This window comes from Streptomyces sp. NPDC079141 (assembly GCF_040686775.1).
Lineage (GTDB): Bacteria > Actinomycetota > Actinomycetes > Streptomycetales > Streptomycetaceae > Streptomyces.
On record NZ_JBFBLP010000016.1, the window covers coordinates 46,263 to 70,457 of the forward strand.

Genomic DNA, 24,195 nt, shown 5'->3' on the forward strand with positions numbered 1-24,195 from the left:
CGCCATTTGTGGACTGTGCGGCTGCCCGGCGGCAGACTGAGGCCCGTTACTCGCGAGAGGGGCGCCATGGCGACGAGAAGCACACCGACGGAGCGGCAGAAGCGGCTCGGCGCCGAGTTGCGGAAGATGCGGCTCGCGGCGGGGGCCACCACGGAGTACGCCGCAGGGCTCCTGGGCATCGACCGGACCCGGTTGTCCAACATGGAGTCGGGAATCCGCCCCTTCTCGGCCGAGCGCATCCGGACGCTTGCCTGCAACTACGCCTGTACTGACCAGGGTTACGTCGCCGCGCTGGTCACTATGGCCGAGGGCAAGGAACGCGGGTGGTGGGAGCAGTACCGGGGCACGTTGCCCTCGGGGCTGCTGGACATCGCCGAGTTGGAGTGGCATGCGGCGCGCGTACGGACCGCGCAGGTGATGCATGTCCCCGGCCTCCTGCAGACCGAGGAGTACGCCCGCGCCGTATTCACTGCCGTGCTGCCGAGTCTGAGCCGCCTTGAGGTTGAGCTGCGGGTGGCCCACCGCATGGCACGCCAGCAGCTGTTCGAGCGACCTGCGGAGCCATTGCCGTACCTCGCGTACGTCCATGAGGCCGCGCTGCGTATGCCGTACGGCGGCGTCGAGGCGACCCGGCAGCAGCTGGAGCACCTCGCGGCGCAGTCCGAACGGGACAACATCGACGTACGAGTCATTCCGACGAGCGTGGGCGACTTCCCCGGGGCCGGACACGCGCTGCTCTACGCGGAGGGGGACGTACCCCAACTCGACACAGTGCAACTGGACTCCGCGCACGGGCCGGAATTCTCCGGCGCGGAGGCGCAGCTCACCAAGTACCGTGCGCACTTGGGGTGGATGGACGACGCGGCTTTGCCGCCGACGGCGTCGCGTGACCTCATCCGCAAAGTCGCCCGTGACCTCTGAGGGAGCCGCCATGATGACCGGCATCACCTGGGAAGAGCCCTTCTGCGGGGAAGGCAACAACTGCTTCCGCATAGGCACCGACCCCGACGGCAACGCCTATATCGCCGTCGCCGGTCAGGAGCAGCACTACCTGACCGACAGTCGGGAAGCCCTCCAGACGCTCATCCTGGACATCAAGGCGGGCAAGGCCGACCACCTCCTGTAGGCACCGTTTCTCGGGGTGGGCCGCCCGCTTCTTGGCCAGTGTCGCGCTTCCACGACCCGAGTAAAGGGCGCTCCGCTGCGCTACGCGTCGGCTACGCCGATGGGCCTGCGGCCCACCCTTGACTCGGCTCGCTCCAGCACGGTGAAGAAGCGAGCGAGCGGCCCGGGAAAGCGGGTGGCCGGCCGGGGTGCGCCCTCGGGTCGGCCATGGAGCCGCCCGGAGTCAAGGGACGCGCTCGCGCCTCGCCAGCACGCCGGGTGGGCTTAGCGGCTTGCGGCCGGTGGGGGGGAGTGGAGGGGAGTTCGGGGCGCGTCAGCGGAGTGGGGGGCGGGGGCACACCGGGCGAGCTGGGCGGCTTGTTGCGGCAAGGTGTGGCGGCAGACGAGCGACAGGGTGCCTCATGAGTCATAGGGGCCACACGGCTTGCGTCGCAGTGGGTGATTGGAGCGTTTCGGTCACTTGCTGGGCTGTGGGCGGGGAATTCATGGCTCGGCGGTGACCGGAAGACTCCAATCGCTGGTCCGAGGCGATGCGTGGCCGCGGCGGGGTGTCACACGCCCATCGAGCGGACGGTGATGCAGCGATGGCGTACTCGTCTCCGTGCGGACTCGCGTTCCGGATCGGCCCGGTGACATGGTCGCGCTGTAGGTGCCGTTCGACGGCGGCGCTGAGCAGCAAGGGCATGCGCGATTGACTGGGGCCCCGAGCCGCTGAGCTCGCCCGGTCGATCAGGGGACCAAGATCCTGGTGGGCGCCGCCCCGCGGGTCAGGACGAGGGCGTTGCTGCCTGCGCGATCCGGGCGAGGGTTGTGCGCATGCCGTGGCGGTTCACGGCGACACGGCGCTCCGGGGTGGTGCCGGCGAAGACGATGCCGAGGAGGTCGGCAAGACGCGCGCCGGGACCGGTGCGCAGGTCCTGCCAGGTCTCGGTGACGCGGGTGCCTGTTCCTTCGGCGGCGAAGCGGTAGCCCCAGCGGGCGATCGGCAGTCCGAAGACGCCGACGTCGAATGTGAACTCCTCGCCCACCCGCGCCGCTGAGACCCGGCCCGTGGTGAACCAGACGAAGGGCCCGCGTCGGTTGAAGCCGACGAAGCGCGTGCCGGTTCGCACGGGCGGGCGCGGCACCCAGACCCGGCGGCACTCGGGACTCCAGCGGCCCATGTCGGGCAGGTGCGCCACCAGCTGGTAGACGGCCTCCGGTGCCGCGTCCACAACGACGGACTCCTCAAGATTCCGGTGACGCGCCATCGGTGATCTCCCTGTCGCTCCGCCCGAGCACCTTACTGGCGGGTAGGGTAGTCGATCTCGATCCACGGGCACATGACCTGTCATTCGGCACCATCCGGCTCAGCGCCCGCAGGTGTCGAGCCGGCGATCTGCCGCGGGTTTGTGCCCGGTTCCACCGCAAGGCCCATGGCGGAGCCACTTCGCCTCACCTCGGTGGGGCCACTGGTGGTGCCCGCCCCGCCCCCCACTCCGCTTACGCGCCCCGAACTCCCCTCCACTCCCCCCACCGGCCGCAAGCCGCTAAGCCCACCCGGCGTGCTGGCGAGGCGCGAGCGCGTCCGTCGACTCCGGGCGGCTCCATGGCCGACCCGAGGGCGCACCCCGGCCGGCCACCCGCTTTCCCGGGCCGCTCGCTCGCTTCTTCACCGTGCTGGAGCGAGCCGAGTCAAGGGTGGGCCGCAGGCCCATCGGCGTAGCCGACGCGTAGCGCAGCGGAGCGCCCTTTACTCGGGTCGTGGAAGCGCGACACTGGCCAAGAAGCGGGCGGCCCACCCCGAGAAACGGCAACCGGATAGTTCCCAGAGTCACGCCGGGATGAAGCTCGGCCACCAAGGTGGGACGTTGCCCGGGCAGGTCGGGGCGGGGTAGGAGTCCGGCATGCCGAGCCACGTGACAAGAAACCAGATGAACCACAGGGTGAAGATGAGCCCCGCCGTCAGGGCCGTCCTGCGGTGACGTCTTCCGAGGGTGCCGTGCAGGATCACCCACGGAACCGCCGTGGAGATCCATATGAGAGGCGCGAGAAACAGCAACGTCATGCCGTTGGCGGCTGCGCTCCCGCCGATGCCGCACGCAGCCCAAGCCCGCCCAATCGCAGCGATGGACACCACCGCGGCCAGCCCACCGACGAGGACACCAAAGCCGGTGCCTCCAAACCTGCGGCTCGGAGGGCTCGACGGCTCCGCTCCCATGGTCATCTCCCCCGCCTCGACGTAAAGGCGGAGAGTATCAACGTGCTGAAGCAGCCCCCGGGGCGCACGAGCGTCGCGCTCGCTGTCAGCTCTCCGTGCGCGGGAAGGAGACCTCGACCCTTCGGTTCTTCTTGCGGCTGACCTCCGTGTCGTTGGATGCGATGGGGTACTGCTCGCCGTAGCCGCGTACCTCGTAGGTGATGTTCGGGTCGTTCAGTTCGGCCTTCAAGACGTCTTCTACGGCGTTGGCGCGCTGCTTGGACAGGACGTCGCCGTGGGCCGAGGAGCCCAGGTTGTCCGTGAAGCCGAAGACGCGGATCTTCGTTGCGTTCTGGGTCTTGATCTCCGCCGCGATCGCCGCGATGCGGGCCTTTGCCTCGTCGTTCAGCTTGGCGCTGTCCTTGGGGAACAGGACCTCGGCCTGGAGCGCGAACTTCACGTCGGCGTTGGTGTCCTCGCGGCGCTCGTCTCCGCTCTGGTCTTCGACGACTTGTTTGATGTCCAGAACCTTCGCTTCGGCGAGAGTGGCGCCCTCGGGGAGCTTCAGGTCCGGGTCGTTCGCGTCTACTTCTACGGGGGCCGTGGCTGTGGCTTCGGTGCCTGGGGGGACGCTGGGGTTTTCGTCGGCTTGGGCGGCCGCTGCGCCGTAGAGCGTGGTGGCCAGCAGGACGGTGGCGGCGGCCATGGCTGTGGTGAGGTGTTTGGTGGTCATGGCGCTGCCTCAGCCAGAGATCTGGATGGTGGCGGCGGCGAATGTGGGGAGCTGGAAGGTGACTTCGGTTGTGTCGGTTGGGGGTGCGGGGAATTGAAGGAAGACGGCGAGGGATTCGCCTGCCTTGAGCGACGAAAACCCAGTCGTCGTGAGTGGCCTGCCGTCCGTATCCCGCAGGACGTAGTAACGCTTCTTCGCCTTGCTGTCCACGAGGGTGGCACCTCCCAGCGACATCCCGTGCCGCAGGATCTCCGTCTCGTCCCCCCGCACGGCGGCGGGCACTGTGATCCGCTCGGCACCGTCGTTCTTGAGAGTGCCGCTCACTGTAACGAAGCCTCCGGCATCACGTGCCGCTGAAGTGACTTGGAGCAGGAGGCCGTTAGAGCCCTTCAGCTCTGCCAACGGCTCGTCTGCCTGACCTTCCTGAGCACTCGGGTTCGACCCGCCCTTGTCGGGGGCAGAAGCCGTCGCCTCCGGCTTATTGTCGTCGTCTCCTCCGCCGCAGCCGGCCACGCCGAGGGCCAGACCGGCCGCAACGGTCAACGCGACCATCCCCCTGCGGGCCTTCGTAGTGAACCGAATGCTCATGCGTCTGTTTCCCTCGTCAACTCGTCGATCACTCGTCAGTCGGCCAGATGGACGTCGAAGAGGTCCTCCGGGCCCGGAAGGTCAGTGAGGTCCTCCGGGTCCAGGACCCAGTCCCTGTCTTCGCAGGTGAGCTGAGGCAGTTCGTCGTCCCCGGCGTCCTCACCGAGAGGCTTGAAACCACAACGGAACTCGATCACGGCTTTTGCGGACGCCTTCGCATACTTGCCTTCCGTACCCGGGACGATGGAGTCCCCGACAGACTTGTCTGTCTGAACTTCGACCGTGTACTCCAAGGGCCCCGTCTGATCGCAAGCCTCTATATGGGCGTCGTTCTGTGCTGCCAGCTCCCCCGCCCGCCAGCACGATGATTGAAGGCCTGGTGCGAAACCGTCGAAGATGTCCTGCCACTGTGTCGGGTCGAGTACGTCCTCCACCCACCTGCCCGCGAGTTGCTCCCGGGTGTCCTGCGCCGCCGCAAGCGCCGCCGCATCTGCTGCTGTTTGGGCGCCGTTGCGGTTCGCCGCGGCCTGGCCGACCGCAAGGTAGGCGAACGCGAGAAAGAGCAGGCCCCCCACCACAGTGATGTAGATGGGGAAAGCCTGCCCTGCGTCGCCGCACCCGCGGGGCCGCCGCATCAGCCGCCGATAACCTCGTTCACCTTGTCCACGATCGCGGTGTAGATCGTGTTGCCGATATCCGTCCCGGTAATAGCCAACACAATCGCCACAACCACCGCAATGATCCCCAAGTACTCCACCGCCGTCTGCCCCTTGTCCCCCAGGGCGGCGCGGGACCTGATCCAGCTCTTCATGGTGATTCCCTCCGGTAGCGGCTGCGGTGCGGGCACCGTAGGGCGGGGGGTGGTGGGGGGCCGAGGGTCCCAGGGCCCAATTGCGGGCCCAAAGTCGGGGCATGTCAGGTCACCCCCAGCCACTTGGCGGTGGCTTGGGCGCGGGTGGTGCTGTGGAGTTTGGCGAAGATTCGGTTGATGTGGTTCTTGACCGTCTTTTCGCTGATGAAGCAGGTGGCGGCGATCTGCTGGTTGGTCATGCCGGATGCGATGAGGTCCATGATCTCCGCCTCCCTTGCGCTGAGTTGGAACTGGGTCCTGTTGGAGGACTGTCCCATATTTGGTTGCACTTGCGAAAGTGGTTCTGCGGTATTGAGGGGTGGAGGGCGTCGCTCCGTATGCTGTTGCGAATCTTTGCCCTGGCGGAGTCGGGAGAGGAGGGCGCCCGCCGCGGTGGGGGTGAAGTGGGGGCGGCCGTGCTTGATGCCTCGGATCGCCTCGATCAGTTCGGGGACTGTGAACTCGCCGTGGACCAGGTAGCCGTTGGCCCCTCTCCGTAGGGCCTCCTCGATGATCTCCGTCTCGCCGGTGTACGTGAGCATCATGACCGGGGCGATGTCCACGAGGTGCGGGAGTGCCGAGATGCCGTCCACGCCGGGCATGCGGACGTCCAGGAGGACGACGTCGGGGTGGTGGCGGCGGGCCGCCTCGTAGGCCTCGCGGCCGTCTGCCGCCTCGGCTACGACGGTGATGTCCTCGCGGCCGGAGAGGAGGGCCGTCAGGCCCGCGCGGACGACCGGGTTGTCGTCCGCGACCACGACCCGGAGCGGGGCGGCGGGGGCTGGTGGCGCGAGTTCCTCGAACGGGGTGCTCGGGGGCGGCTGCATCGGCGGCTGCCTCCTCTCGGTCCGGTGTGGGGGTGCATGCGTCACGTCGTCGGTGTTGTCAGCGCTGCCAGGGGGAGTTCTACGAGGACTTCGGTTCCGCGTGGGTGGTCGCCCCGGCCCATACGGATGCGGGCGCCGACCGACGCGGCGCGTTCGACCATGCCCAGCAGGCCGAAGTGGCCTGCTCTGCGGAGGTGTTCGAGGGTCGTGTCGGTGGGGAGGCCGCGGCCGTCGTCGTACACGCTGATGCGGAGCAGGTCGCCGTGGACGCCGGCGCTCACCTCCACGTGGGTGGGGGCTGCATGGCGGTGGGCGTTCTCCATCGCTTCCGTGGCGATGGAGAGGAGGTGGCGGGCCACTGTGGGTGGGACGAGGGTGGGTACGGGCGTGCCTGTGGGGTGGTAGGTCGCCGGGAGGCCTGTGCGGGTGGTGAAGTCGTGGGTTCGGGCGGCTAGTTCCGTGAGGACGTCCGTCGTGTGGTGCGGGTCCGATTCTCGGCGCAGGTCCGCCAGGACCTCTCTCGACTCCGCTGCGGCTCGGCGGGTGGAGCGGGCCACCAGTTCCGCCTGCTGCTTGATCAGGGTGGGGTTCGGGGAGGGTGTGGCTGCCGTGGCCACCAGGCCCTCTGCGGCCATCGTCACGCCGTAGAGCGTCTTGGCCACCGTGTCGTGCATCTCCCTTGCCAGGCGGGCGCGTTCGGCGGCCACCGCTTCCGCTACGGCCAGGCGGGCCTTCATCGTCGTCAGGGCGTGGGTTGCCTCGCCGAAGCGGAGCATCAGGCCGCGCAGGGCTGAGCCGACTGCGCCGGTGATGACGCAGAAGCCGGGGAGGAGGAGTTTCTCCGCGAGGGTGGTGTTCGCGTCTGCGGTGGTGGCGTAGACGAGGAGGAGGATCAGGGACTGGAGGCTGGCGAAGGCTGCGGCGCCTCGGTAGCCGTAGACGATGCCGGCGAGGAGGGGGGTGCAGACGCTGACGTAGGCGAGGGGGGTGTCCGGGCCTGCGGAGATCAGGAGCAGGGAGCCGAAGAGGGTGTCCAGGGCCAGGAGGGTGGGGTGGCGGAGGAGGAGTGGGCCGAAGCGTTCCCAGTCCCTGAACAGGGCGTAGGAGGCCATGAAGGTGACTACTACTGCTGCGCCTACCAGGCGGGCGCCCAGGCCGGGGGCGGCGTTGAGGAGGGCGGCGGGGGCCGAGAGGGCGATCATGCCTAGGCGGAAGCCGAAGACTTGGCGGGACATGGCTTGTAGGGCGTTGATCTGGATGGTGAGTGCGGGTTCGTGGGGCGGCACCCGGCCTTCGGCCGGGTTTTCGTTTCCACCCGCACCACCCGTACTACTTTCGTTGTCAAGCGCAGGTGGCCCCTGTGGGGCTCCCCCGCCATCGGCGGCTGCGGGCCTCTGCGGGGGTACGGCTGTCGTCGAACTCTCCACCCACATCGCAGTCATCCCCATCCCTCCCCCTACTCCCCCGTAATCGACCCAAAGTCCGTCCCCGACCCCAGCAACAACCCCGCCCCCAGCAGGATCATCGTGGCCGGGACCATGAACGTCGTGATCATCATCGTGGCCTTGGGGACTGCACGGGCCGCCTTCCTTCGGGCGTTCTGGGCGTCGGTGCGGCGCATGTCCTTGGCGAGGGAGACGAGCGTGTCGACGATCGGGGCGCCCAGTTCCTCGCCCTGCTGCAGGGCCGTCACGAACATCGCGACCTGCTCGGAATCATTCCTGCGCCGCAGCTCCGCGAAAGCCTGGCGGCGGCTCATGCCGAGGTCCATCTGCCTCAACGTGATCCGGAGTTCGTCGGCCCACGGGCCCTCGTACTTCGACGCGACGCGGTCCAGTGCCTGGCGGAAACCCAGTCCCGCGCTCACGACGACCGCCAGGACGTCCAGGAAGTCCGGGAGCGTTCGCTCGATGACGTCCTTCCGGATCCGGATCGCCGACCAGATGCCGACCTCCGTCCAGAACGCGCCGAAGGCGAACAGCAACAACGTGACCAGGAACTGGCCCCGCATCAGGAACACCAGGCCGCCCACCACGCCCAGGAAGCCGTAGACCGCGCGGCGGGCCGCGTAGCGGTCGATGGTCAGGCCGCCGGGGTTGCCCGCCAGGTCGATCTTGCGGCGGTACTTGGCGACTTGCTTGGGGCCCATCAGGCGCAGAACCGCCGGTGCGTACCGCATGCCCATCCGGTCGATGACGGAGTCCACCGCGCCGGTCCTCGTGGCGCCGACCTCCAGGGCCAGGGCCAGGTCGTCCGGCAGTTTCGCGTCGGCGCGGTACATGCGGATGCCCGCGAAGACTCCCCACACGCCTATGCCCATCAGCAGGGCCAGCAACAGACCAACCACGGCAGCCTCCTCAGCCTCCTCAGACGTCGATCCGCGACAGGCGGCGGATCATGACGAAGCCGATCGTGTAGAGGGCGAAGGCGACGATCACCGCCACCTGACCCGCGGGGGAACCGGTCATGCGGTCGAGGGCTCCGTCCTTGACGCCGTTCATGAGGAACAGGGAGCCGATGCCGAGCGCCGGGACCGCGTACGACGTCATGTTGACCTGGGAGAGCTGGGTGCGGATCTCGCGGCGGGTCTCCTTTCGCTCCTCCAGGGTCTCCGTGAGGTTGCGCAGGGCGCTCACCACCTGGCCGCCCGCCCTGTTCGAGAGCACGAGCGTCGTCACCAGGACCACCAGCTCACGCGACGGCAGGCGGTCCGCCAGCTCGCCCAGCGCGTCGTCCATCGACGCCCCGATCGCCAACTGGTTCGCCACCTGCGCCAGTTCCTCGCCCGCGGGCGCCTCCAGCTCCTCCGCCGCCATGCCGATGGCGGTACGCAGGGCGAGGCCCGCCTGGGTGGCGTTGGCCAGGATGCGGGCCAGTTCGGGGAGTTGGTTGATGAAGCGCTCGATGCGTTTCTGGCGTTGCCAGTTGAGGAACTGCACGGCCGCCCAGACGCCGAGCAGTCCGGCGATCGGGCCGAAGAAGGGTGCCAGGGTCGCCTGGCCGATCAGCCACAGGCCGCCGACGGTCGCGAGCATGTAGACGAAGAACTCGCCCGGCGTCACATCCAGGCCCGTGGCCACCAGGCGGAGTTCCAGTTTGCGGCCGAGCTTCGTACGGCGCAGTCGGCGGTCCAGGTTGTGGAAGCGGCGTCGGCGGCCGCCGGCGGTGAGCTGGCCGGCCGCCGAGAGCCGGTCGACCAGGGCCTGGCGCTGGGCGCGGCCCATGGCGTAGGCGTGCAGGCCGGCCACGGCGAGGGCGCAGGTCAGCAGGGTGATGCCGGTGGTGAGTGTGATGAGGGTCTGGAGTTCCATCTGGTCCTACCTACCTGGCCGTTTCCATCGGGTCCTACCTACCTACCTACCTACCTGCCTGCATGCCTGCATGCCTGCATACCTGGCTGACTGGTCCCACTGGCTCCCACCTACCTCGCCGTCCGAATAACCAGCTGCTCCGCCGCCTGCGCCACCCCAAAGGCCTGCGGTACCGGCTGGTTCGCCATGTAGAGGCGGTCGGCGGTGCGGCGTGGCAGTGGGAAGTACTCGAAGTTGCCGTAGACCCGGCCGTCCGCCGCCATCGGCTGGGCGTGGAAGCGGGCGACGGTGGCCAGCCGGTACGGCTCGCTGCCGTGGCTGTCGAGGATGGCGATCTCGGTGATGCGGCGGGCGCCGTCGGCGAAGCGGGTGAGCTGGATGATGATGTCGACGGCGCTGTTGATCTGGTCGTGCAGGGCCTCGAAGGGGACCTCGACGTCGGACATGGAGGCGAGGGTCTTCAGCCGCATCAGGGCGTCCTCGGTGCTGTTGGCGTGCACGGTGGCGAGGGAGCCGTCGTGGCCGGTGGACATCGCCTGGAGCATGTCCAGCGACTCGCCGCCGCGGACCTCACCGACGACGATGCGGTCGGGGCGCATCCGGAGCGAGTTGCGGACCAGGTCGCGGATGGTGACCCGGCCCTGGCCCTCGACGTTCGGGGGGCGGGACTCCAGGCGGATCACATGGCCCTGCTGGAGCTGGAGTTCGGCCGAGTCCTCGATGGTGATGATGCGTTCGACCTCGGGGATGAGGCCGGACAGGGCGTTCAGCAAGGTCGTCTTGCCGGTGCCCGTCGCGCCCGACACGATGATGTTGAACTTCGCCTGCACCAGCCCGGCCAGCAGATACACCATGTGCTCGTCCAGCGAGCCCAGGCCGATCATCTCGTGCAGGGTGAACGAGCGCGGGAAGCGGCGGATGGTGAGGGTCGCGCCCGTCAGTGACAGCGGCGGGATGATGACGTTGACCCGCTCGCCCGACGGCAGGCGGGCGTCCACCATCGGGTTCGACTCGTCGACCCTCCGGTTCACCGTCGACACGATGCGCTCGATCGTCTGCATCAGCTGGTCGTGGGAGGGGAAGCGGAGCGGCAACTGCTCGACCCTGCCCGCCCGTTCCACGAAGATCGCGTCGGGGCCGTTCACCATGATCTCGGTGATCGACGCGTCCTCCAGCAGCGGCTCCAGGATGCCGAGGCCGAGCGCCTCGTCGACCACTCTGCGGATCAGCTGCGAGCGCTCGACCGTGGACAGGACGGGGCCCTCGCGGCTGATGATGTGGCCGAGGACGCGCTCCAGGCGGGCGCGGCGCTCGGCGGCGGCCAGTGCGCTCATCTCCGCGAGGTCGATCTCCTCCAGCAGCTTGGCGCGGTAGGAGGCGACGAGGTGGCCGTCCTCGCCCCGGCTGCCGTTCTCCTCGGGGAGGTTGATGCGTGCGCGCAGGCTCATTCGGGTGTTCCTCCCGCGTCGAGCGGCATCGTGGCCGACTTGGTGGCGTCGCCGAAGTCCCAGCCGGGGACCACGGAGGGGATGTCGACGGTCGCGGTGACCTGGACCTCGTCGCCTAGCAGCGCGCTCGTGCAGCCGGTGCCGTCGGCCAGCCAGCCGCTCACGGCGGCCTGGCAGTCCTGGGCGTAGGGGCCGTCCAGCGAGGCGCTGCGCGCTCCGGTGCGGGCGGCGGTGCCGGCCTGCTGGGCGGTGTAGGCGATCAGGCCGATCTGTACGGCGGCCATGGCGACGAGGATCAGGATCGGGATGAAGCCGAGGTACTCGATGGCCACCTGGCCACGGTCACGACGAGAACGCCGGCCACGGTCACGACGAGAACGCCGGTCACGGTGACGACGAAAACGCCGGTCGCAGTCACGAGGAACACGTCGGCCATGGTCACGACGCGGTGACCGAACTCGCTCGTACGCCATCTCAGTCCCCCTCCTCCACCACCGCGCCCGCGTGCCCGTCGACGTCGAAGGGGAAGCCGATCGCGCCGGGGAAGAGGACCGGTACCTCCAGGCGGACGTCGGCCGTGACCAGTCCGCCGCTCTCGCCGCAGGTCACCTCGGCACCGCCCTCCCACGCGTCCGGCAGGTGCCTGAGTCCCGCCTCCTGGCAGGCGCCCTGCCGGTCCTCGGCCGCCGTTCCGGCCCGTGCCGCCATGTCCGCAGCGTTCCCCGCGAGCGAGTAGGTGTACCCCACCAGCACGCACTGCCACAGCAGCACCAGCGTGAGGATGATCAGCGGGGTCATGCCGAGGAACTCGATGCTCACCTGCCCCCGGTCGCGTCCGAGCGCACGCCGGCTCATCCCCCGCCGTCCTTCCGCCTGCGGAACGACCCCCGGCCGCCCCTGCGGTCCACCGCGCCCGCCTTGACCAGGCCGAGTTCGCCCGCGAGGGTCCACAGGGCCTGTTTGACGGTGCTGCGGTTGTCGAGTTCGTGGATGCGGCCCGCGTCCACCGCGCCCTGGAGTTCCTTGAAGTGGGCGGGGATCGCGGTGGCCGCGACCGCGGTGCCGGTGATCTTCTGGACCAGGGCGGGCTGGATCTCGGTGCCCCGGGTGTGCCGGTTGACGACGACCGTCGTCTCCTCGGCCTTGCGGATCTGGAGGCGGTCCCACATGCGTACGGCGCGCTTGGCGCCGCGGACGGCGACCACGTCGGGCGTGGTGACCAGCAGGGCCGTGTCGGCCATCTCCACGACGGCCGCGCCGGCGCCGCTGATCTGGGCGCCGCAGTCGACGACGACCACCTCGTAGCGGGAGCGCAGGGCGCTGACGATTCCGCGGGCGGCCCGCTCGGTGACCTCCTCGCCGCGTTCGCCCTCGCCGGGGGCGAGCAGCAGGGCGAGGCCGGTGTCGTGGCGGAAGACGGCGTCGGCGAGGACGCGGGGCGAGATGTCGGTGATGGTGGCGAGGTCGGCCACGGACCGGCGGAACTGGACGTCCAGGAAGGAGGCGATGTCGCCGGTCTGGAGGTCCAGGTCGACCAGGGCGGTGGAGCGGCCGGAGGCCTGGGCGGCGAGGGCGAGCTGGATGGAGACCAGGGTCGCGCCGACTCCGCCCTTGGCGCCGCTGACGGTGACGACGGTGCCTCCGACGCCGCTGAACACATCGCTTCCGGCGCCCAGATGGCGGCGTACGCCCACGGACCACTGGGCGACGGCCTGGACGCGGCTGGCGAGTTCCTCGTAGCTCAGGGGGAGCGCCACCAGGCCCCGGGCGCCGTAGTCCATGGCGGCCTGGAAGAGGCCGGGGCTCGCGTCGGAGGTGACGAGGATGACGCCGACGGCGGGGAAGCGCAGGGCGACTTCGCGGATGAGTTCCAGGGCGGGGACCGGGCCGATCCGCTCGTGGACGACCACGACCTCGGGCAGTTCGTCGACGGACTCGGCGGCGAGGCGGGCGAGGGTGTCGACGAGCTGGGTGGAGTCGACGACCGGGGCGACCGGCTCGGCGTCCGGGAGCTGGCTGAGCAGGGTCGTGATGGAGCGGACCGCGTCCGCGTCGCCGACCGCCGGGAGGATCCTCGTGGGCATGCGGGCCTCTCACTTGTCCTTCGCGAGTTCGTACGTGCGGTCCGACTCGGGGACCGTGGTGTCGCTTCCGGGCGCCACCAGGGCGAGGCGGACCCGCTGGGCGAACGACTCGGCGTACGTGATGCGCTGGGCGTCGATGGTGGAGAGCGCGAAGGTGATCGGGACGGCGTCGGTGGGTTCCCGGGTGCGGTCGTCGGCGTCGGGTTGCAGCGGGGTGAGGTCGCCGACGTCGAGGACCTGGGCATTGGTCACGATGATCTTGGACTGGGCGGGGTCGCCCTCGCGTGCGCCCTCGAAGGTGGCGTACACATTGACCCTGGAGCCCGGGGTGATCTTGCCGGCGACGCCGGTGGCCGCGTCGATCATGATGGCGACCTCCTGCTGTCCGGGCTGGAGGGCCGGCTGGGCCACGATCATGTCGCTCTGGAGCAGGGAGCCCTTCTGCAGGGTGGTGACGGCGATCTTGCCCTGGATCTCGCGGAGATCGGTGACCGCGGTGTCGGACAGCCACCGCTCGGGCATCTTGATCTTCTCGAACTGGCCCGCGCCGAGCGGTTCGTAGGGGTCCACGTTCGTCTTGAGCCGGTAGGCGGTGACCTCGGGGCCGACCTTGGACTCGGCGTCGTTGATGACGGACAGCACGCCGGCGAAGGCGCCGAGGGCGCAGACGACCGACAGGATCAGGAGTATCACGCCGCGGCGCTGACGGGAGTTCATGAACCGTGCAACCTCATTGGGGGAATCGGTCGGGATCGGTCGGGGCGTAGCTCAAGGGGTCGGTCAGCCTGCGCGAGTCTCGTGGACGGGCGGGGTGGCGGAGCAGAAGACACAGCGGTCGCCGATGACGTCGATGCCGCACCAGTGGCAGGGGCTCTGCCGCACCGAGGTGACGAGCTGGTAGAGCACCGACAGGTCGGAGAGGTAGGAGCAGAACTCGATCAGCCGTCCGGTGCCCCACCAGTCCGCGGACTCCGCGGGCAGCGGGACCTCGCGCAGGCCCTGGACGTTCCAGGCTTTGGCGAGCTTGTCCGTGACCCAGTCGCCCTGGAGCTGACCCCGGGCGATCAGCATGCGGGTGGCGAACTCGGGGCCGGTCAGGGCGGCTTCGGGGGTGATGCGCACCAGTTGCGGTTCGGGGTGGGCGAGGACGCCGAACTGGCTGCCGGGGACCCAGGACTTGGCGTGCGACCTGAGGCCGACGGGGATGCGGTCGAGCTTGGCGACGGAGCCGAGGAGCGCTCCGGCGTGGATGTAGTGCGTGAGCAGGCGGCCCGCGGAGGCGAGCACGCCGGGGCCGAGGTCGCAGGAGGCCAGCTGGCGCAACTGGCGGGCGAGGACGGCGAGTCCGAGCGGGGGCAGTTCGGGGCGGAACAGGGCGATACGGTCGCTCTCCATGAGGGAGCGCAGGGTGTGCAGCCGCCGCTCTACGCCGGGGGCGGCGGCCTGGGAGCAGACGACGATCACATGGCCGTGCTGCTCGACGACGGCTTGAAGGGCGGTCAAGGACCGCTCCAGCGGCTGCCGGTCCAGGTCCGGGAGCACGACGGCGGGCACGGTCCGCTCGTCCTGCGGCGGCAGCGCCAGGTCGGCGCTGGTCACGGCAATGGCAGTTGGCACGCGCAGCTCCCCACTCCCCATGCCCGCCGGCCCGACCGGCGTTACTCCGGCACACCCAGTCGACTTCACTGCGTGACTACCTGAGCACTGTATCCACGGGTCTGTGACCGGAGAACAGCGTTTCTGTAGCTGGGAGAGAACTGCCGTTTCACAAGTTGCGTCAAATCGGGGCAGGTTGAGCATCTCGGCGACTCCTCTTGACAAGCCGATTGGTCTGGACCAACGTTTTGGCATGTCCACACACAGACGTTTGTCCCCACGCAGACGATCGACCCGGCTGTGGTCGGGAGCCGTCACGGCGGCGCTGGCCCTCTCCTTCGCGGGCGCCGGCCAGGCGTCCGCCGCCGACGTCAACAACGCCAGGAACGCCGGCTTCGAGTCCGGCCTGAGCAACTGGACCTGCTCCGCGAGCAGCGGTACGACGGTCTCCTCCCCGGTGCACGGCGGCTCGGCCGCACTGAAGGCGACGCCGGCGGGTCAGGACAACGCCCGCTGCACCCAGACCGTCGCGGTACGGCCGAACTCGACGTACTCACTGAGCGGCTGGGTCCAGGGCGGGTACGCCTACCTCGGGGTGACCGGCACGGGCAGCACGGACGTGTCGACCTGGACGCCGGACTCGACGAGTTGGAAGCAGCTGTCGACGACGTTCACCACCGGCGCCTCGACCACGTCGGTGACGGTGTACACGCACGGCTGGTACGGGCAGGCGGCCTACTACGCCGACGACCTGTCGGTGTTCGGGCCGGACGGAGGCGGCGGGGGCGACCCCGAGCCGACGGTCCCGGGCGCGCCGAGCGGGCTCGCGGTCTCCGGCACGACCTCCTCCTCCGTCTCCCTGGCCTGGAACACGGTCTCGGGCGCCACCGGTTACAACATCTACCGCAACGGTACGAAGGTGACGGCGGTGTCCGGGACCTCGGCCACCGTCACCGGCCTGGCCGCCTCCACCTCGTACTCCTTCCAGGTCACGGCGACCAACGCGGCCGGTGAGTCGCCGAAGTCGGCCACCGTGACAGGGACGACGACCGCGACTCCCACGGGCCCGGCCCTGCCGAAGCACGCCGTCACCGGGTACTGGCAGAACTTCAACAACGGCGCGACCGTGCAGAAGCTCGCGGACGTCCAGGCGCAGTACGACATCATCGCGGTGGCCTTCGCCGACGCGACGACGACGCCGGGCGCGGTGACCTTCAACCTGGACTCGGCCGGGCTCGGCGGCTACACCGTCGACCAGTTCAAGGCGGACATCAGGGCGAAGCAGGCGGCCGGGAAGAAGGTGATCGTCTCGGTCGGCGGCGAGCGCGGCACGGTGTCGGTCAACGACGCCTCGTCCGCGGCGAACTTCGCGAACTCGGTGTACGCGCTGATGCAGGAGTACGGCTTCGACGGCGTCGACATCGATCTGGAGAACGGGCTCAACGCGACGTACATGACGCAGGCGCTGCGGTCGCTGTCGGCGAAGGCGGGACCGTCGATGGTCCTGACGATGGCCCCGCAGACGATCGACATGCAGTCGACGTCGAACACGTACTTCCAGACCGCGCTGAACGTGAAGGACATCCTCACGGTCGTCAACATGCAGTACTACAACAGCGGTTCGATGCTGGGCTGCGACGGCAAGGTGTACAGCCAGGGGTCGGTCGACTTCCTCACCGCCCTCGCCTGCATCCAGCTGGAGGGCGGCCTGTCCCCGTCCCAGGTCGGCCTCGGTCTGCCGGCCTCGACGCGGGGCGCGGGCAGCGGGTACGTGTCGCCGACGGTGGTCAACAACGCGCTGGACTGCCTGGCCCGGGGCACCAACTGCGGCACCTTCAAGCCGTCACGGACCTATCCCGATCTGCGCGGCGCCATGACCTGGTCGACGAACTGGGACGCCACGGCGGGCAACGCGTGGTCGAACGCGGTGGGGCCGCACGTGCACGGGCTGCCCTAGCCGGACGTCGGGGTGAGGCCGTGGTCGGGGTCAGAAGAACTCCGACCACGGCTGGTCCCAGATCTGCTTCACGCACAGCACCAGGAACAGCAGTCCGGCGATCGCCAGCATGCCGTTGCTGAGCGGGCCGTTGCGCCACTCGCGGGGTGTGCGGGCGGAGTTGAGGAGCCAGATCAGGGTGCCGGCCAGGAAGGGAAGGAACGCCGCGCCCAGGACGCCGTAGATGATGATCAGGCGGAAGGGCTGGCCCTGGAAGACCAGGGCGAGGGGCGGGAAGGTCAGCCAGAGCAGGTAGGCGCGGAACGGCCAGGAGCGTTCGCGGCGCCCGGCGGCGATCTCCTCGCCGCGGGCCTCGTCGCCGGCGCGGTAGCGCTCGACGAAGTCCGCGAACATCAGGCTCACTCCGTGCCAGACGCCGATCAGTGAGGTGAAGGAGGTGGCGAAGAAGCCGATCAGGAAGAACTTCGCCGTCGCCGTGCCGTATTCGTCCGCCAGGATGTCGCTCAGCTGGACCAGGCCCTTGTCGCCGCTCGCGATGGCGATGTTCGCCGAGTGCAGCAGCTCCGCGCCGACGAAGAGCATCGACACGACGAAGACGCCGGTGGTGGCGTAGGCGACCCGGTTGTCCAGCCGCATGACCTTCATCCAGCCGGTGTTCGTCCAGCCCTTGGCGTTGACCCAGTAGCCGTACGCGGCCAGCGTGATCGTGCCGCCGACGCCGCCGATCAGGCCGAGGGTGTTGAGGACGGAGTCCTCCTCGTCCGGCAGCACGGGGAGCAGGCCCGCGAAGGCCTCGCCGAGGTTCGGGGTGACCCTGATCGCCAGGTAGACGGTGACCACGAACATGACGCCGACGAGGACGGTCATGACCTTCTCGAAGACGGCGTACTTGTTGAACCAGACGAACACCAGGCCGACCAGACCGCAGGCCACGCCCCACCATTCGAGGTCCATCACGTCCGGGAAGAGGGCCTGCAGCGGCAGCGCGCTCGACGACATCGCCGCGGCGCCGTACACGAAGCCCCAGATCACGACGTAGACGACGAAGAACCACGTCGTCCAGCGGCCCAGGCTCGCCCAGCCGTCGAAGAGGGTGCGCCCGGTGGACAGATGCCAGCGCCCGGCCGCCTCGGCGAGGGAGATCTTCACCAGACAGCCGAGGACCGCGGCCCACAGCAGCGTGTACCCGAAGCTGCTGCCCGCGATGAGTGTGGCGACCAGGTCACCGGCGCCGACGCCGGTGGCGGCGACAACGATGCCGGGGCCGATGTGTCGCCAACTGGACTTACGGGGGGAGGAGTCGGTTCCGTCGACTGGTGTTGCCTGAGTGTTCCCCGAGGTTTCAGCCATGGGGCTGGATTACCCCGCCAGGGGGCACGGGTCACATGTCCTCAGCTCGAACCAGACAGTCTTGCGCGGCCCGTCCTGCTGGCACCCCCACCGCTGCGCGAGCGCGTCCACCAGGAACATCCCCCGCCCGCTCTCCGAAGCGCCGGCGTCCAGCACCTGGGGCGTACGGCGGCCGTGGTCCTGCACCTCGCAGCGCAGCACCCCGTGCGCGGCGAAGAGGGTCAGCCGGAAGCGGCTCGCGGAGTGCAGCAGCGCGTTGGTGGCGAGCTCGCTCACGAGGAGTTCGGCGGTGTCCAGGACGTCTCCCAGCTCCGCCAGTCCCCAGCCCTCCAGTTGCCTGCGGACCGCGGCCCGGGCCTCCCGGACCGCGCGCGGGCGGGGCTCGTACTCGACGCTCAGGTGACCGGCTCCCATGGGTGGTTGGGGAAAGGAACCAGGTCGGGGGTGGGGGCCCGGGCGGCGTCCCCCGGAGAGTTGCAGCATGGTTCCCAGGGTGGCCTCCCCGCGGCCGCGGCACACGGGGAGAAATACCTGCTTGCCTACCTGTGTACGGCGGACTACGCGTACTGGAGGCGTACGGTCGAGCCTCTGGCGTCGTCGCGGACGTCGACGTAGGCGCACACCTGACGGGCGTACCACAGGCCCTGGCCGGGCTCCAGTTCCGTGCTCGGCGGCGGTACGAAGCCGGCCAGCGGGTCGGCGACGGGGCGTGTGGTGCGCAGTTCGCAGACGCAGGCGGGTGCGGTGCCCCACAGGCGGGCGCCGGTGACCGGGCCGAGTGCCGCGGCCGCCTCGGTCACGGCCATCGCGAACAGCTCCGCCTCGGCCGCCGCGAGCCCGCGCCCGCTGCCCCATTCCCTTACGGCGTCGGCGGCGTCCTCGGGCCGCTCCAGCGGCCGGGCGTCGGCTGGGGCCGGCGGCAGCGGTACGGAGTCCAGCTCGGCGGCGAGCCGGGGCGGCTCCTCGTACACGCCGGTGCCGGGGTGGGCCCGGCGGGCCTCGGCGACCAGTGCGCGGCCCGCGACGCGGGTGTCGTAGACGCACAGGGCGGTGGTGGCGAACGGGGCGAACAGGAGGTTGGCGAGGGCCTCGTAGCGGATCCACTCGGCGGTCTCGCGCGGTGAGCGTCCGGCGCGGCCGCCCCAGACGGGTTCCATGAGCAGATGGATACGGCCGCCGGGGCCGGCGTGGGCGGCGAGGTAACCGGCGTTCTGTGCCACGGCGTTGGCGGCGGAGCCGGTGTACCAGTCGGTGTGCGGGACGAAGTGGACGTTCTTGGCGTCGGTGCCGAGGGCGTCGCGCAGGAGATCGAGCCGGTCGGGGGCGGCGATGGCGACGGGCGGGGGTTCGTCGGGGGCGGCCAGGGCCTCGGTGAGGAAGGGGACGGCGTCGGCCACGAACTCGTCGTCGGCGCCGAAGACGGTCATACGGTGGTCGAACGGGCTGGGGGCCGGGGGCTGTTGGGTGGTCACGGTTTCCCTTCGCGCAGCAACTGTCGGGGTGTTCAGCGTCGGGTGGTCATCCAGGCGGCGACCTGGCTGCGGTTGCTCAGGCCGAGCTTGCCGAGGATGCGTTCCACATGGCCCTCCGCGGTGCGGCGGGCGATCACCAGACGGTCGGCGATCTGCTGGTTGGCCAGCCCCTGGGCGAGGAGCTCGGCGACCTGGGACTCGCGGGGGGTGAGGCGGGCCGGGACCGGGGCGCGCCGGTGCGGCTCGTCCGTGTCGAGGGCGTGGTCGAGGAGTCGGTCCAGGTCCAGGCCGTGGCCGCGCCGGTAGGCCCGCTGGTACGCCGGTCCGCCCAGGGCCTCGCGGGCCCGGCGTTCGCTGTCCTGGCGGGTGGCCCGGAGGGTGGCCGAGCCCCAGCGGTTGCGGTCGATGTCGGCCCACACCCGGTCGGCGCCGCCGAGCAGGACGGCGGCGCGTTCGGGTGCGCCGCGCTCGGTGGTCACCTGGGCGAGCAGGTCGAGGGTGAGGGCGATGCCGATGACGTCGTGCACGGCGGACTTCAGCCGCAGGGCCTGGCGGGCGTGCCGTTCGGCCTGCGGCCAGTCCCGTTTGACCGCGCAGGCCAGGGCGAGCATGCGCAGGAGGTAGGAGTGCACCCACTCCTCGCCGTGCCGGGCGCAGAGCCGGCGGGCGTCCTCGCAGACGGCCATGGCGCGGTCGGCCTCGCCCAGGAAGTTCAGGGCGCAGGCGAGTTCCACGCGGTCGAGGCCGACGAGGCTGAGGTGCTGGCCGGGGACCGGGCCGCGGGCGGCGGCGGCCTCGAAGTGGGCGAGGGCGGCCGGGAGGTCGTCGCTGAACAGGGTGATGACGCCGACGACGTAGTCCGCGTGCGCGGCCTCGGCCTCCTCGCCCAGGTCGCGGGCGAGTGCGCGGCCCTGTTCGGCGAGGCGGCGGCCCTCGCCGAAGTCCTGGGTGCCCGCCGCGAGGAGCCCGGCCACCCACAGGGCCCGGGCCCGCTCCGGGGTGGGCTCGGGGTTGGCGGCGAGGGCCCGGGCCAGCCAGTGGCAGCCCTCGCGGGGTGCGCCGCAGGCGTGCCAGTAGAACCACAGGGTGCCCGCGAGCCGCAGCCCGGCCGGCTGCTCGCCGGGGGTGCCGAGGCTGAAGTCCAGGGCGGCACGCAGATTGTCCTGGTCGGCCCTGAGCCGCGCGACGATCTCCCGCTGCCCCGGCCCGAACCAGGCCCGCTCACAGGCGGCGGCCCGCCCCTGCATCCAGTCCCGCTGCCGCCGCCGCACGGCAACCTCCTCCCCGGGCATCGCCCGCAGCCGCTCCAGCCCGTACTGCCGCAACGTGTCCAGCAGCCGATACCGCACACTCCCCCCGGGCCCCGCCTCCCGACCCAGCACGGACTTGTCGACAAGCCCGGCAAGCGCGTCGAGGACCTCGCCGGGGTGGAGGCGATCACGGCCTGGGCCTACGACATGGGCGGCCTCGGGAAGTTCGCCCCCCTCCCCGCACACCGCCTCCGCCGTCTCCAGGTCGAAGCCCCCCGCCAGCACTGATGCCCGGGCCCAGACCAGGCGCTCCTGAGGGGTGCACAGTTCGTGGCTCCAGTCGACTGCGGCGCGGAGGGTCTGGTGGCGGGGGTGGGTGGTGGGGGGTGCGTCGGTCAGGGGGCGGTAGCGGTCGTCGAGGGCGGTGAGGAGCTGGTCGAGGGTGAGGTCGCGCAGGCGGCCGGCGGCGAGTTCGAGGGCTAGGGGCAGGCCGTCGAGGCGGCGGCACAGGCGGGCCACGGCGGCGCGGTTGGCGGGGGTGAGGCGGAAGCCGGGTACGACGGCGGCGGCGCGGTCGGCGAACAGGGCGAGCGCCGGGTGGCGGTCGGCGCCGGAGAGGTCACCGTCCGGGTCGGGGACCGGCAACGGCCGTAGCTCCAGGAGGTGTTCCTCGGTGAGGCCGAGGCGGTGGCGGCTGGTGGCGAGGACCCGGACGCCCTGGGTGCCGTGCAGCAGGGCGGCGGCGAGTTCGGCGCAGGCGGTCAGCAGGTGTTCGCAGTTGTCGACGACGAGGAGCAGCCGCCGGTCGCGTACGTGCTCGGCGAGCGCGGTCAGCGGCGGCCGTGCGGAGTGGTCGTGCAGGCCGAGCGCGTCGGCGGCGGCGAGCGGGACGAGTTCGGGGTCGTCGAGGCCGGACAGGTGCATGAAGCGCACGCCGTCGGGGAACGTGCGCCGGACGCGGTCCGCGAGGCGCAGGGCGAGGCGGGTCTTGCCGACGCCGCCCGGACCGGTCAGCGTGACCAGCCGCGACACGGCCAACAGTGATCTGCCCGAGGCCAGTTCGGCGCGCCGGTCGACGAAGCGGGTCGACTCCGCCGGCACCTGATGCTCCCGTGGCGCTGATCCGCCCATGATCAGCCAGTCCTCTGGGGTGTGGTCCGGGATCGAACCCGGAGTGTGCGGCTCCTCTTGCGCGCGGACCCCTCACTCTCCCCCGGGGTCCGACGAACACGCACCCGGCACTCACACCCACGAGTGCACTTTGCCCAGGCCCACGCCCCGGGGATCAACCCCGCGTACACTGCCCGGCCGTCACCGCGAACGGTTCACGCCAGTACGTCCGTATTCACTCTTGACCTGGTCATGCCACAAGCGGACGATGAGCGCCACACCCGCACCAGCACGTCGCTGAACCACCCCCCGCTCCACTCCCCACACTTCCGGAGATCCCGGAATTCCTGGAGACACAAGGAGAATTCATGCGACTTCGCATCCGAGGCTCGGGCGCCCACGGCGGGAGACGCACCGCCGCACTCGCCGCCCTCCTCGCTCTCACCCTCGCGGCACCCCTCTCCGCGAACGCCGCCAACGGCGCGGACAGCGGCACCACGGCGGCACCCTCCGCCGACGACGTCCGCCAGTACGAGATCCACTCCCACTCGACGGTCAAGGACCGCACGGCGATCCAGCGGACCGGCGTGACCGTGGACGAGGTCGACGACCACGGCCTGGTGGTCTCCGGCCGCGCCGACCAGGTCAAGAAGCTGCGTCAACTCGGCTACGAGGTCACGCCGTTGGGCTCCGTACCGGACCGGTCGAGCGGCGCGGACGACATCGGGATCCTCGACTTCCCGTCGGCGGACTCGCGGTACCACAACTACGCGGAGATGACGAGCGAGATCAGCTCGATCGTCTCGGCGTACCCGAGCATCGTCAGCACACGCGTCATCGGCACCTCGTACCAGGGCCGGAACATCACCGCCATCAAGGTCAGCGACAACGTCGCCACCGACGAGTCCGAGCCGGAGGTGCTGTTCACCCACCACCAGCACGCCCGCGAGCACCTCACCGTCGAGATGGCGCTGTACCTGCTGCGCGAGCTGACCTCCGACTACGGCACCGACTCACGGGTCACCAACATGGTGAACGGCCGCGAGATCTGGATCATCCCCGACCTCAACCCGGACGGCGGCGAGTACGACATCGCGACCGGCTCCTACCGCTCGTGGCGCAAGAACCGGCAGCCCAACTCGGGTTCCTCGTACGTCGGCACGGACCTGAACCGCAACTGGAACTACCGCTGGGGCTGCTGCGGCGGCTCCTCCGGCTCGACGTCCTCGGACACCTACCGGGGCACCGCCCCCGAGTCCGCGCCCGAGGTGAAGGTCGTCTCGAACTTCGTCCGCAGCCGGGTCGTCGGCGGGGTCCAGCAGATCAAGGCCGGCATCGACTTCCACACGTACAGCGAGCTGGTGCTGTGGCCGTTCGGGTACACCACCGCCGACACCACGACCGGGATGACGGCCGACGACCGGAACGCCTTCGCGACCGTCGGCGGGAAGATGGCCGCCAGCAACGGCTACACGCCCGAGCAGTCAAGCGACCTGTACATCACCGACGGGTCGATCGACGACTACCTCTGGGGCGTGCACAAGATCTTCGGGTACACGTTCGAGATGTATCCGAGATCCAGTTCCGGGGGCGGGTTCTACCCGCCCGACGAGGTGATCGAGCGGGAGACGTCCCGGAACCGGGACGCGGTACTGCAGTTGCTGGAGAACGCGGACTGTATGTACCGGTCCATCGGCAAGGAAGCGCAGTACTGCTAGTCGGACTCTTCGAAGTAGGCGTCCAGCACGGCGTCCAGCTGTGACTCCCACTCGCTGAAGCGGCTCCTGGCCGTCGCCTCGATCTCGATCGGGTACCAGCGGCGGTCAGGAGTGTGCACCGTGATGGTGAACCGCTTGCCGAAGCGGGCGGTTTCCGTCTCTACCGCGCCGATCTCGTCCCAGCGGAACTCGCACTCCTGGTCGTCCAGGGCGAGCCGGACACCACGATGATCGGCGACGATCCGCGCCCGGCGGTCGGCGGCCTCGAAGACCGGTCCGTCGGGGTCCGCGTCGTCGTCATCCTCTACGACGGTCTCCTCGGCCTTCCCGGCCTCCTCGGCCTTCTCGGCAGAGGCCTTGTCGAGAGAGGTCTTGTCGAGAGAGGTCTTGTCGACGGAGACCTCCTCGCCGGAAACCTCCTCGGCAGAGACCTCTCCGGTCTCCTCCGCCTCCGTCTCCTTGGACACGGGCGAGGTGATCCCGGGGACGAAGGCCGGGTCGAATCCGGCGCCTTCCAAGGGCTGGCTGCTCGAACCTATGCGCTGCTCCACAGCGGGCAGTATGGTCGACGATCCTGTGCCGCACACAGCCAGCCCC

25 protein-coding genes are annotated in these 24,195 nt (G+C 70.0%); 4 read left to right on the forward strand and 21 right to left on the reverse strand.

Annotated elements, in window-relative coordinates; all coding sequences use genetic code 11:
• Nucleotides 1-66: 66 nt before the first annotated feature.
• Entirely contained in the window at nucleotides 67-921 is an 855-nt protein-coding gene (locus AB0Q90_RS32790) for a helix-turn-helix transcriptional regulator (RefSeq protein WP_363163571.1), read from the forward strand.
• Nucleotides 922-934: 13 nt separating this feature from the next.
• The gene (locus AB0Q90_RS32795) at nucleotides 935-1,126 is read left to right on the forward strand and encodes a hypothetical protein (RefSeq protein WP_363163625.1); all 192 of its coding nucleotides are present in this window, start codon (nucleotides 935-937) and stop codon (nucleotides 1,124-1,126) included.
• A gap of 766 nt (nucleotides 1,127-1,892) precedes the next feature.
• Here AB0Q90_RS32795 and AB0Q90_RS32800 read toward each other — a convergent pair.
• From AB0Q90_RS32800 to AB0Q90_RS32875, 16 genes are all read right to left on the reverse strand, one after another.
• Nucleotides 1,893-2,375, reverse strand: a complete 483-nt coding sequence (locus AB0Q90_RS32800) for an SRPBCC family protein (protein ID WP_363163570.1) — start codon at nucleotides 2,373-2,375, stop codon at nucleotides 1,893-1,895.
• Nucleotides 2,376-2,938: 563 nt separating this feature from the next.
• Nucleotides 2,939-3,172 (reverse strand): hypothetical protein, encoded by a 234-nt coding sequence (locus tag AB0Q90_RS32805; protein ID WP_363163569.1) that lies wholly within the window; start codon nucleotides 3,170-3,172, stop codon nucleotides 2,939-2,941.
• A 238-nt stretch (nucleotides 3,173-3,410) separates the two neighbouring features.
• Nucleotides 3,411-4,037 (reverse strand): OmpA family protein, encoded by a 627-nt coding sequence (locus AB0Q90_RS32810; RefSeq protein WP_363163568.1) that lies wholly within the window; start codon nucleotides 4,035-4,037, stop codon nucleotides 3,411-3,413.
• A gap of 9 nt (nucleotides 4,038-4,046) precedes the next feature.
• Nucleotides 4,047-4,625, reverse strand: coding sequence for a hypothetical protein (locus AB0Q90_RS32815; RefSeq protein WP_363163567.1), 579 nt, complete (start codon nucleotides 4,623-4,625; stop codon nucleotides 4,047-4,049).
• A 35-nt stretch (nucleotides 4,626-4,660) separates the two neighbouring features.
• Nucleotides 4,661-5,260 (reverse strand): pilus assembly protein TadG-related protein, encoded by a 600-nt coding sequence (locus AB0Q90_RS32820; protein WP_363163566.1) that lies wholly within the window; start codon nucleotides 5,258-5,260, stop codon nucleotides 4,661-4,663.
• On the reverse strand, nucleotides 5,260-5,436 hold the full coding sequence (locus AB0Q90_RS32825) for a hypothetical protein (protein ID WP_363163565.1): 177 nt from the start codon (nucleotides 5,434-5,436) through the stop codon (nucleotides 5,260-5,262). The genes AB0Q90_RS32820 and AB0Q90_RS32825 overlap by 1 nt, the downstream gene beginning before the upstream one ends.
• Before the next feature lie 104 nt (nucleotides 5,437-5,540).
• Complete coding sequence (locus AB0Q90_RS32830; protein WP_363163564.1) at nucleotides 5,541-6,302, reverse strand: response regulator transcription factor; 762 nt, start codon at nucleotides 6,300-6,302, stop codon at nucleotides 5,541-5,543.
• A gap of 41 nt (nucleotides 6,303-6,343) precedes the next feature.
• Nucleotides 6,344-7,744: a histidine kinase gene (locus tag AB0Q90_RS32835; protein WP_363163563.1), complete on the reverse strand. Its 1,401-nt coding sequence runs from the start codon at nucleotides 7,742-7,744 to the stop codon at nucleotides 6,344-6,346.
• Between the two features lie 14 nt (nucleotides 7,745-7,758).
• Nucleotides 7,759-8,649 carry a DUF5936 domain-containing protein gene (locus AB0Q90_RS32840; RefSeq protein ID WP_363163562.1) on the reverse strand — a complete coding sequence of 297 codons (891 nt, stop codon included), beginning with the start codon at nucleotides 8,647-8,649 and terminating at the stop codon, nucleotides 7,759-7,761.
• 19 nt (nucleotides 8,650-8,668) lie between these two features.
• The gene (locus AB0Q90_RS32845) at nucleotides 8,669-9,613 is read right to left on the reverse strand and encodes a type II secretion system F family protein (RefSeq protein WP_363163561.1); all 945 of its coding nucleotides are present in this window, start codon (nucleotides 9,611-9,613) and stop codon (nucleotides 8,669-8,671) included.
• A 110-nt stretch (nucleotides 9,614-9,723) separates the two neighbouring features.
• Nucleotides 9,724-11,061 carry a CpaF family protein gene (locus AB0Q90_RS32850; protein ID WP_363163560.1) on the reverse strand — a complete coding sequence of 446 codons (1,338 nt, stop codon included), beginning with the start codon at nucleotides 11,059-11,061 and terminating at the stop codon, nucleotides 9,724-9,726.
• A complete protein-coding gene (locus tag AB0Q90_RS32855) occupies nucleotides 11,058-11,393 on the reverse strand; it encodes a TadE family protein (protein WP_363163559.1) in 336 nt (111 codons plus the stop codon). The genes AB0Q90_RS32850 and AB0Q90_RS32855 overlap by 4 nt, the downstream gene beginning before the upstream one ends.
• 142 nt (nucleotides 11,394-11,535) lie before the next feature.
• Nucleotides 11,536-11,916, reverse strand: coding sequence for a TadE family protein (locus tag AB0Q90_RS32860; RefSeq protein WP_363163558.1), 381 nt, complete (start codon nucleotides 11,914-11,916; stop codon nucleotides 11,536-11,538).
• Nucleotides 11,913-13,145, reverse strand: coding sequence for a P-loop NTPase (locus AB0Q90_RS32865; protein WP_363163557.1), 1,233 nt, complete (start codon nucleotides 13,143-13,145; stop codon nucleotides 11,913-11,915). Before AB0Q90_RS32865 ends, AB0Q90_RS32860 begins: the two co-directional genes overlap by 4 nt.
• A gap of 9 nt (nucleotides 13,146-13,154) precedes the next feature.
• Entirely contained in the window at nucleotides 13,155-13,862 is a 708-nt protein-coding gene (gene cpaB, locus AB0Q90_RS32870) for a Flp pilus assembly protein CpaB (protein ID WP_363163556.1), read from the reverse strand.
• Between the two features lie 63 nt (nucleotides 13,863-13,925).
• The gene (locus tag AB0Q90_RS32875; RefSeq protein WP_363163555.1) at nucleotides 13,926-14,783 is read right to left on the reverse strand and encodes a hypothetical protein; all 858 of its coding nucleotides are present in this window, start codon (nucleotides 14,781-14,783) and stop codon (nucleotides 13,926-13,928) included.
• 211 nt (nucleotides 14,784-14,994) lie between these two features.
• On the opposite strand from AB0Q90_RS32875, the gene AB0Q90_RS32880 reads away from it, so the two are divergent.
• Entirely contained in the window at nucleotides 14,995-16,698 is a 1,704-nt protein-coding gene (locus AB0Q90_RS32880; RefSeq protein ID WP_365733995.1) for a glycoside hydrolase family 18 protein, read from the forward strand.
• A gap of 30 nt (nucleotides 16,699-16,728) precedes the next feature.
• Here AB0Q90_RS32880 and AB0Q90_RS32885 read toward each other — a convergent pair whose 3' ends face one another.
• From AB0Q90_RS32885 to AB0Q90_RS32900, 4 genes are all read right to left on the reverse strand, one after another.
• Nucleotides 16,729-18,048, reverse strand: a complete 1,320-nt coding sequence (locus tag AB0Q90_RS32885) for an Nramp family divalent metal transporter (protein ID WP_363163553.1) — start codon at nucleotides 18,046-18,048, stop codon at nucleotides 16,729-16,731.
• 9 nt (nucleotides 18,049-18,057) lie between these two features.
• Nucleotides 18,058-18,462 (reverse strand): ATP-binding protein, encoded by a 405-nt coding sequence (locus AB0Q90_RS32890; protein WP_363163552.1) that lies wholly within the window; start codon nucleotides 18,460-18,462, stop codon nucleotides 18,058-18,060.
• A gap of 143 nt (nucleotides 18,463-18,605) precedes the next feature.
• Nucleotides 18,606-19,520 carry an MEDS domain-containing protein gene (locus tag AB0Q90_RS32895; protein WP_363163551.1) on the reverse strand — a complete coding sequence of 305 codons (915 nt, stop codon included), beginning with the start codon at nucleotides 19,518-19,520 and terminating at the stop codon, nucleotides 18,606-18,608.
• Between the two features lie 32 nt (nucleotides 19,521-19,552).
• Nucleotides 19,553-21,901 (reverse strand): LuxR C-terminal-related transcriptional regulator, encoded by a 2,349-nt coding sequence (locus tag AB0Q90_RS32900; RefSeq protein ID WP_363163550.1) that lies wholly within the window; start codon nucleotides 21,899-21,901, stop codon nucleotides 19,553-19,555.
• Between the two features lie 347 nt (nucleotides 21,902-22,248).
• Here AB0Q90_RS32900 and AB0Q90_RS32905 point away from each other — a divergent pair, with 347 nt between their 5' ends.
• A complete protein-coding gene (locus AB0Q90_RS32905) occupies nucleotides 22,249-23,598 on the forward strand; it encodes a M14 family metallopeptidase (RefSeq protein ID WP_363163549.1) in 1,350 nt (449 codons plus the stop codon).
• On the opposite strand, the gene AB0Q90_RS32910 is transcribed toward AB0Q90_RS32905, so the two are convergent.
• Nucleotides 23,595-24,149: a hypothetical protein gene (locus tag AB0Q90_RS32910; RefSeq protein WP_363163548.1), complete on the reverse strand. Its 555-nt coding sequence runs from the start codon at nucleotides 24,147-24,149 to the stop codon at nucleotides 23,595-23,597. The two genes, AB0Q90_RS32905 and AB0Q90_RS32910, sit on opposite strands and share 4 nt — an antisense overlap.
• Between the last annotated feature and the right edge of the window lie 46 nt (nucleotides 24,150-24,195).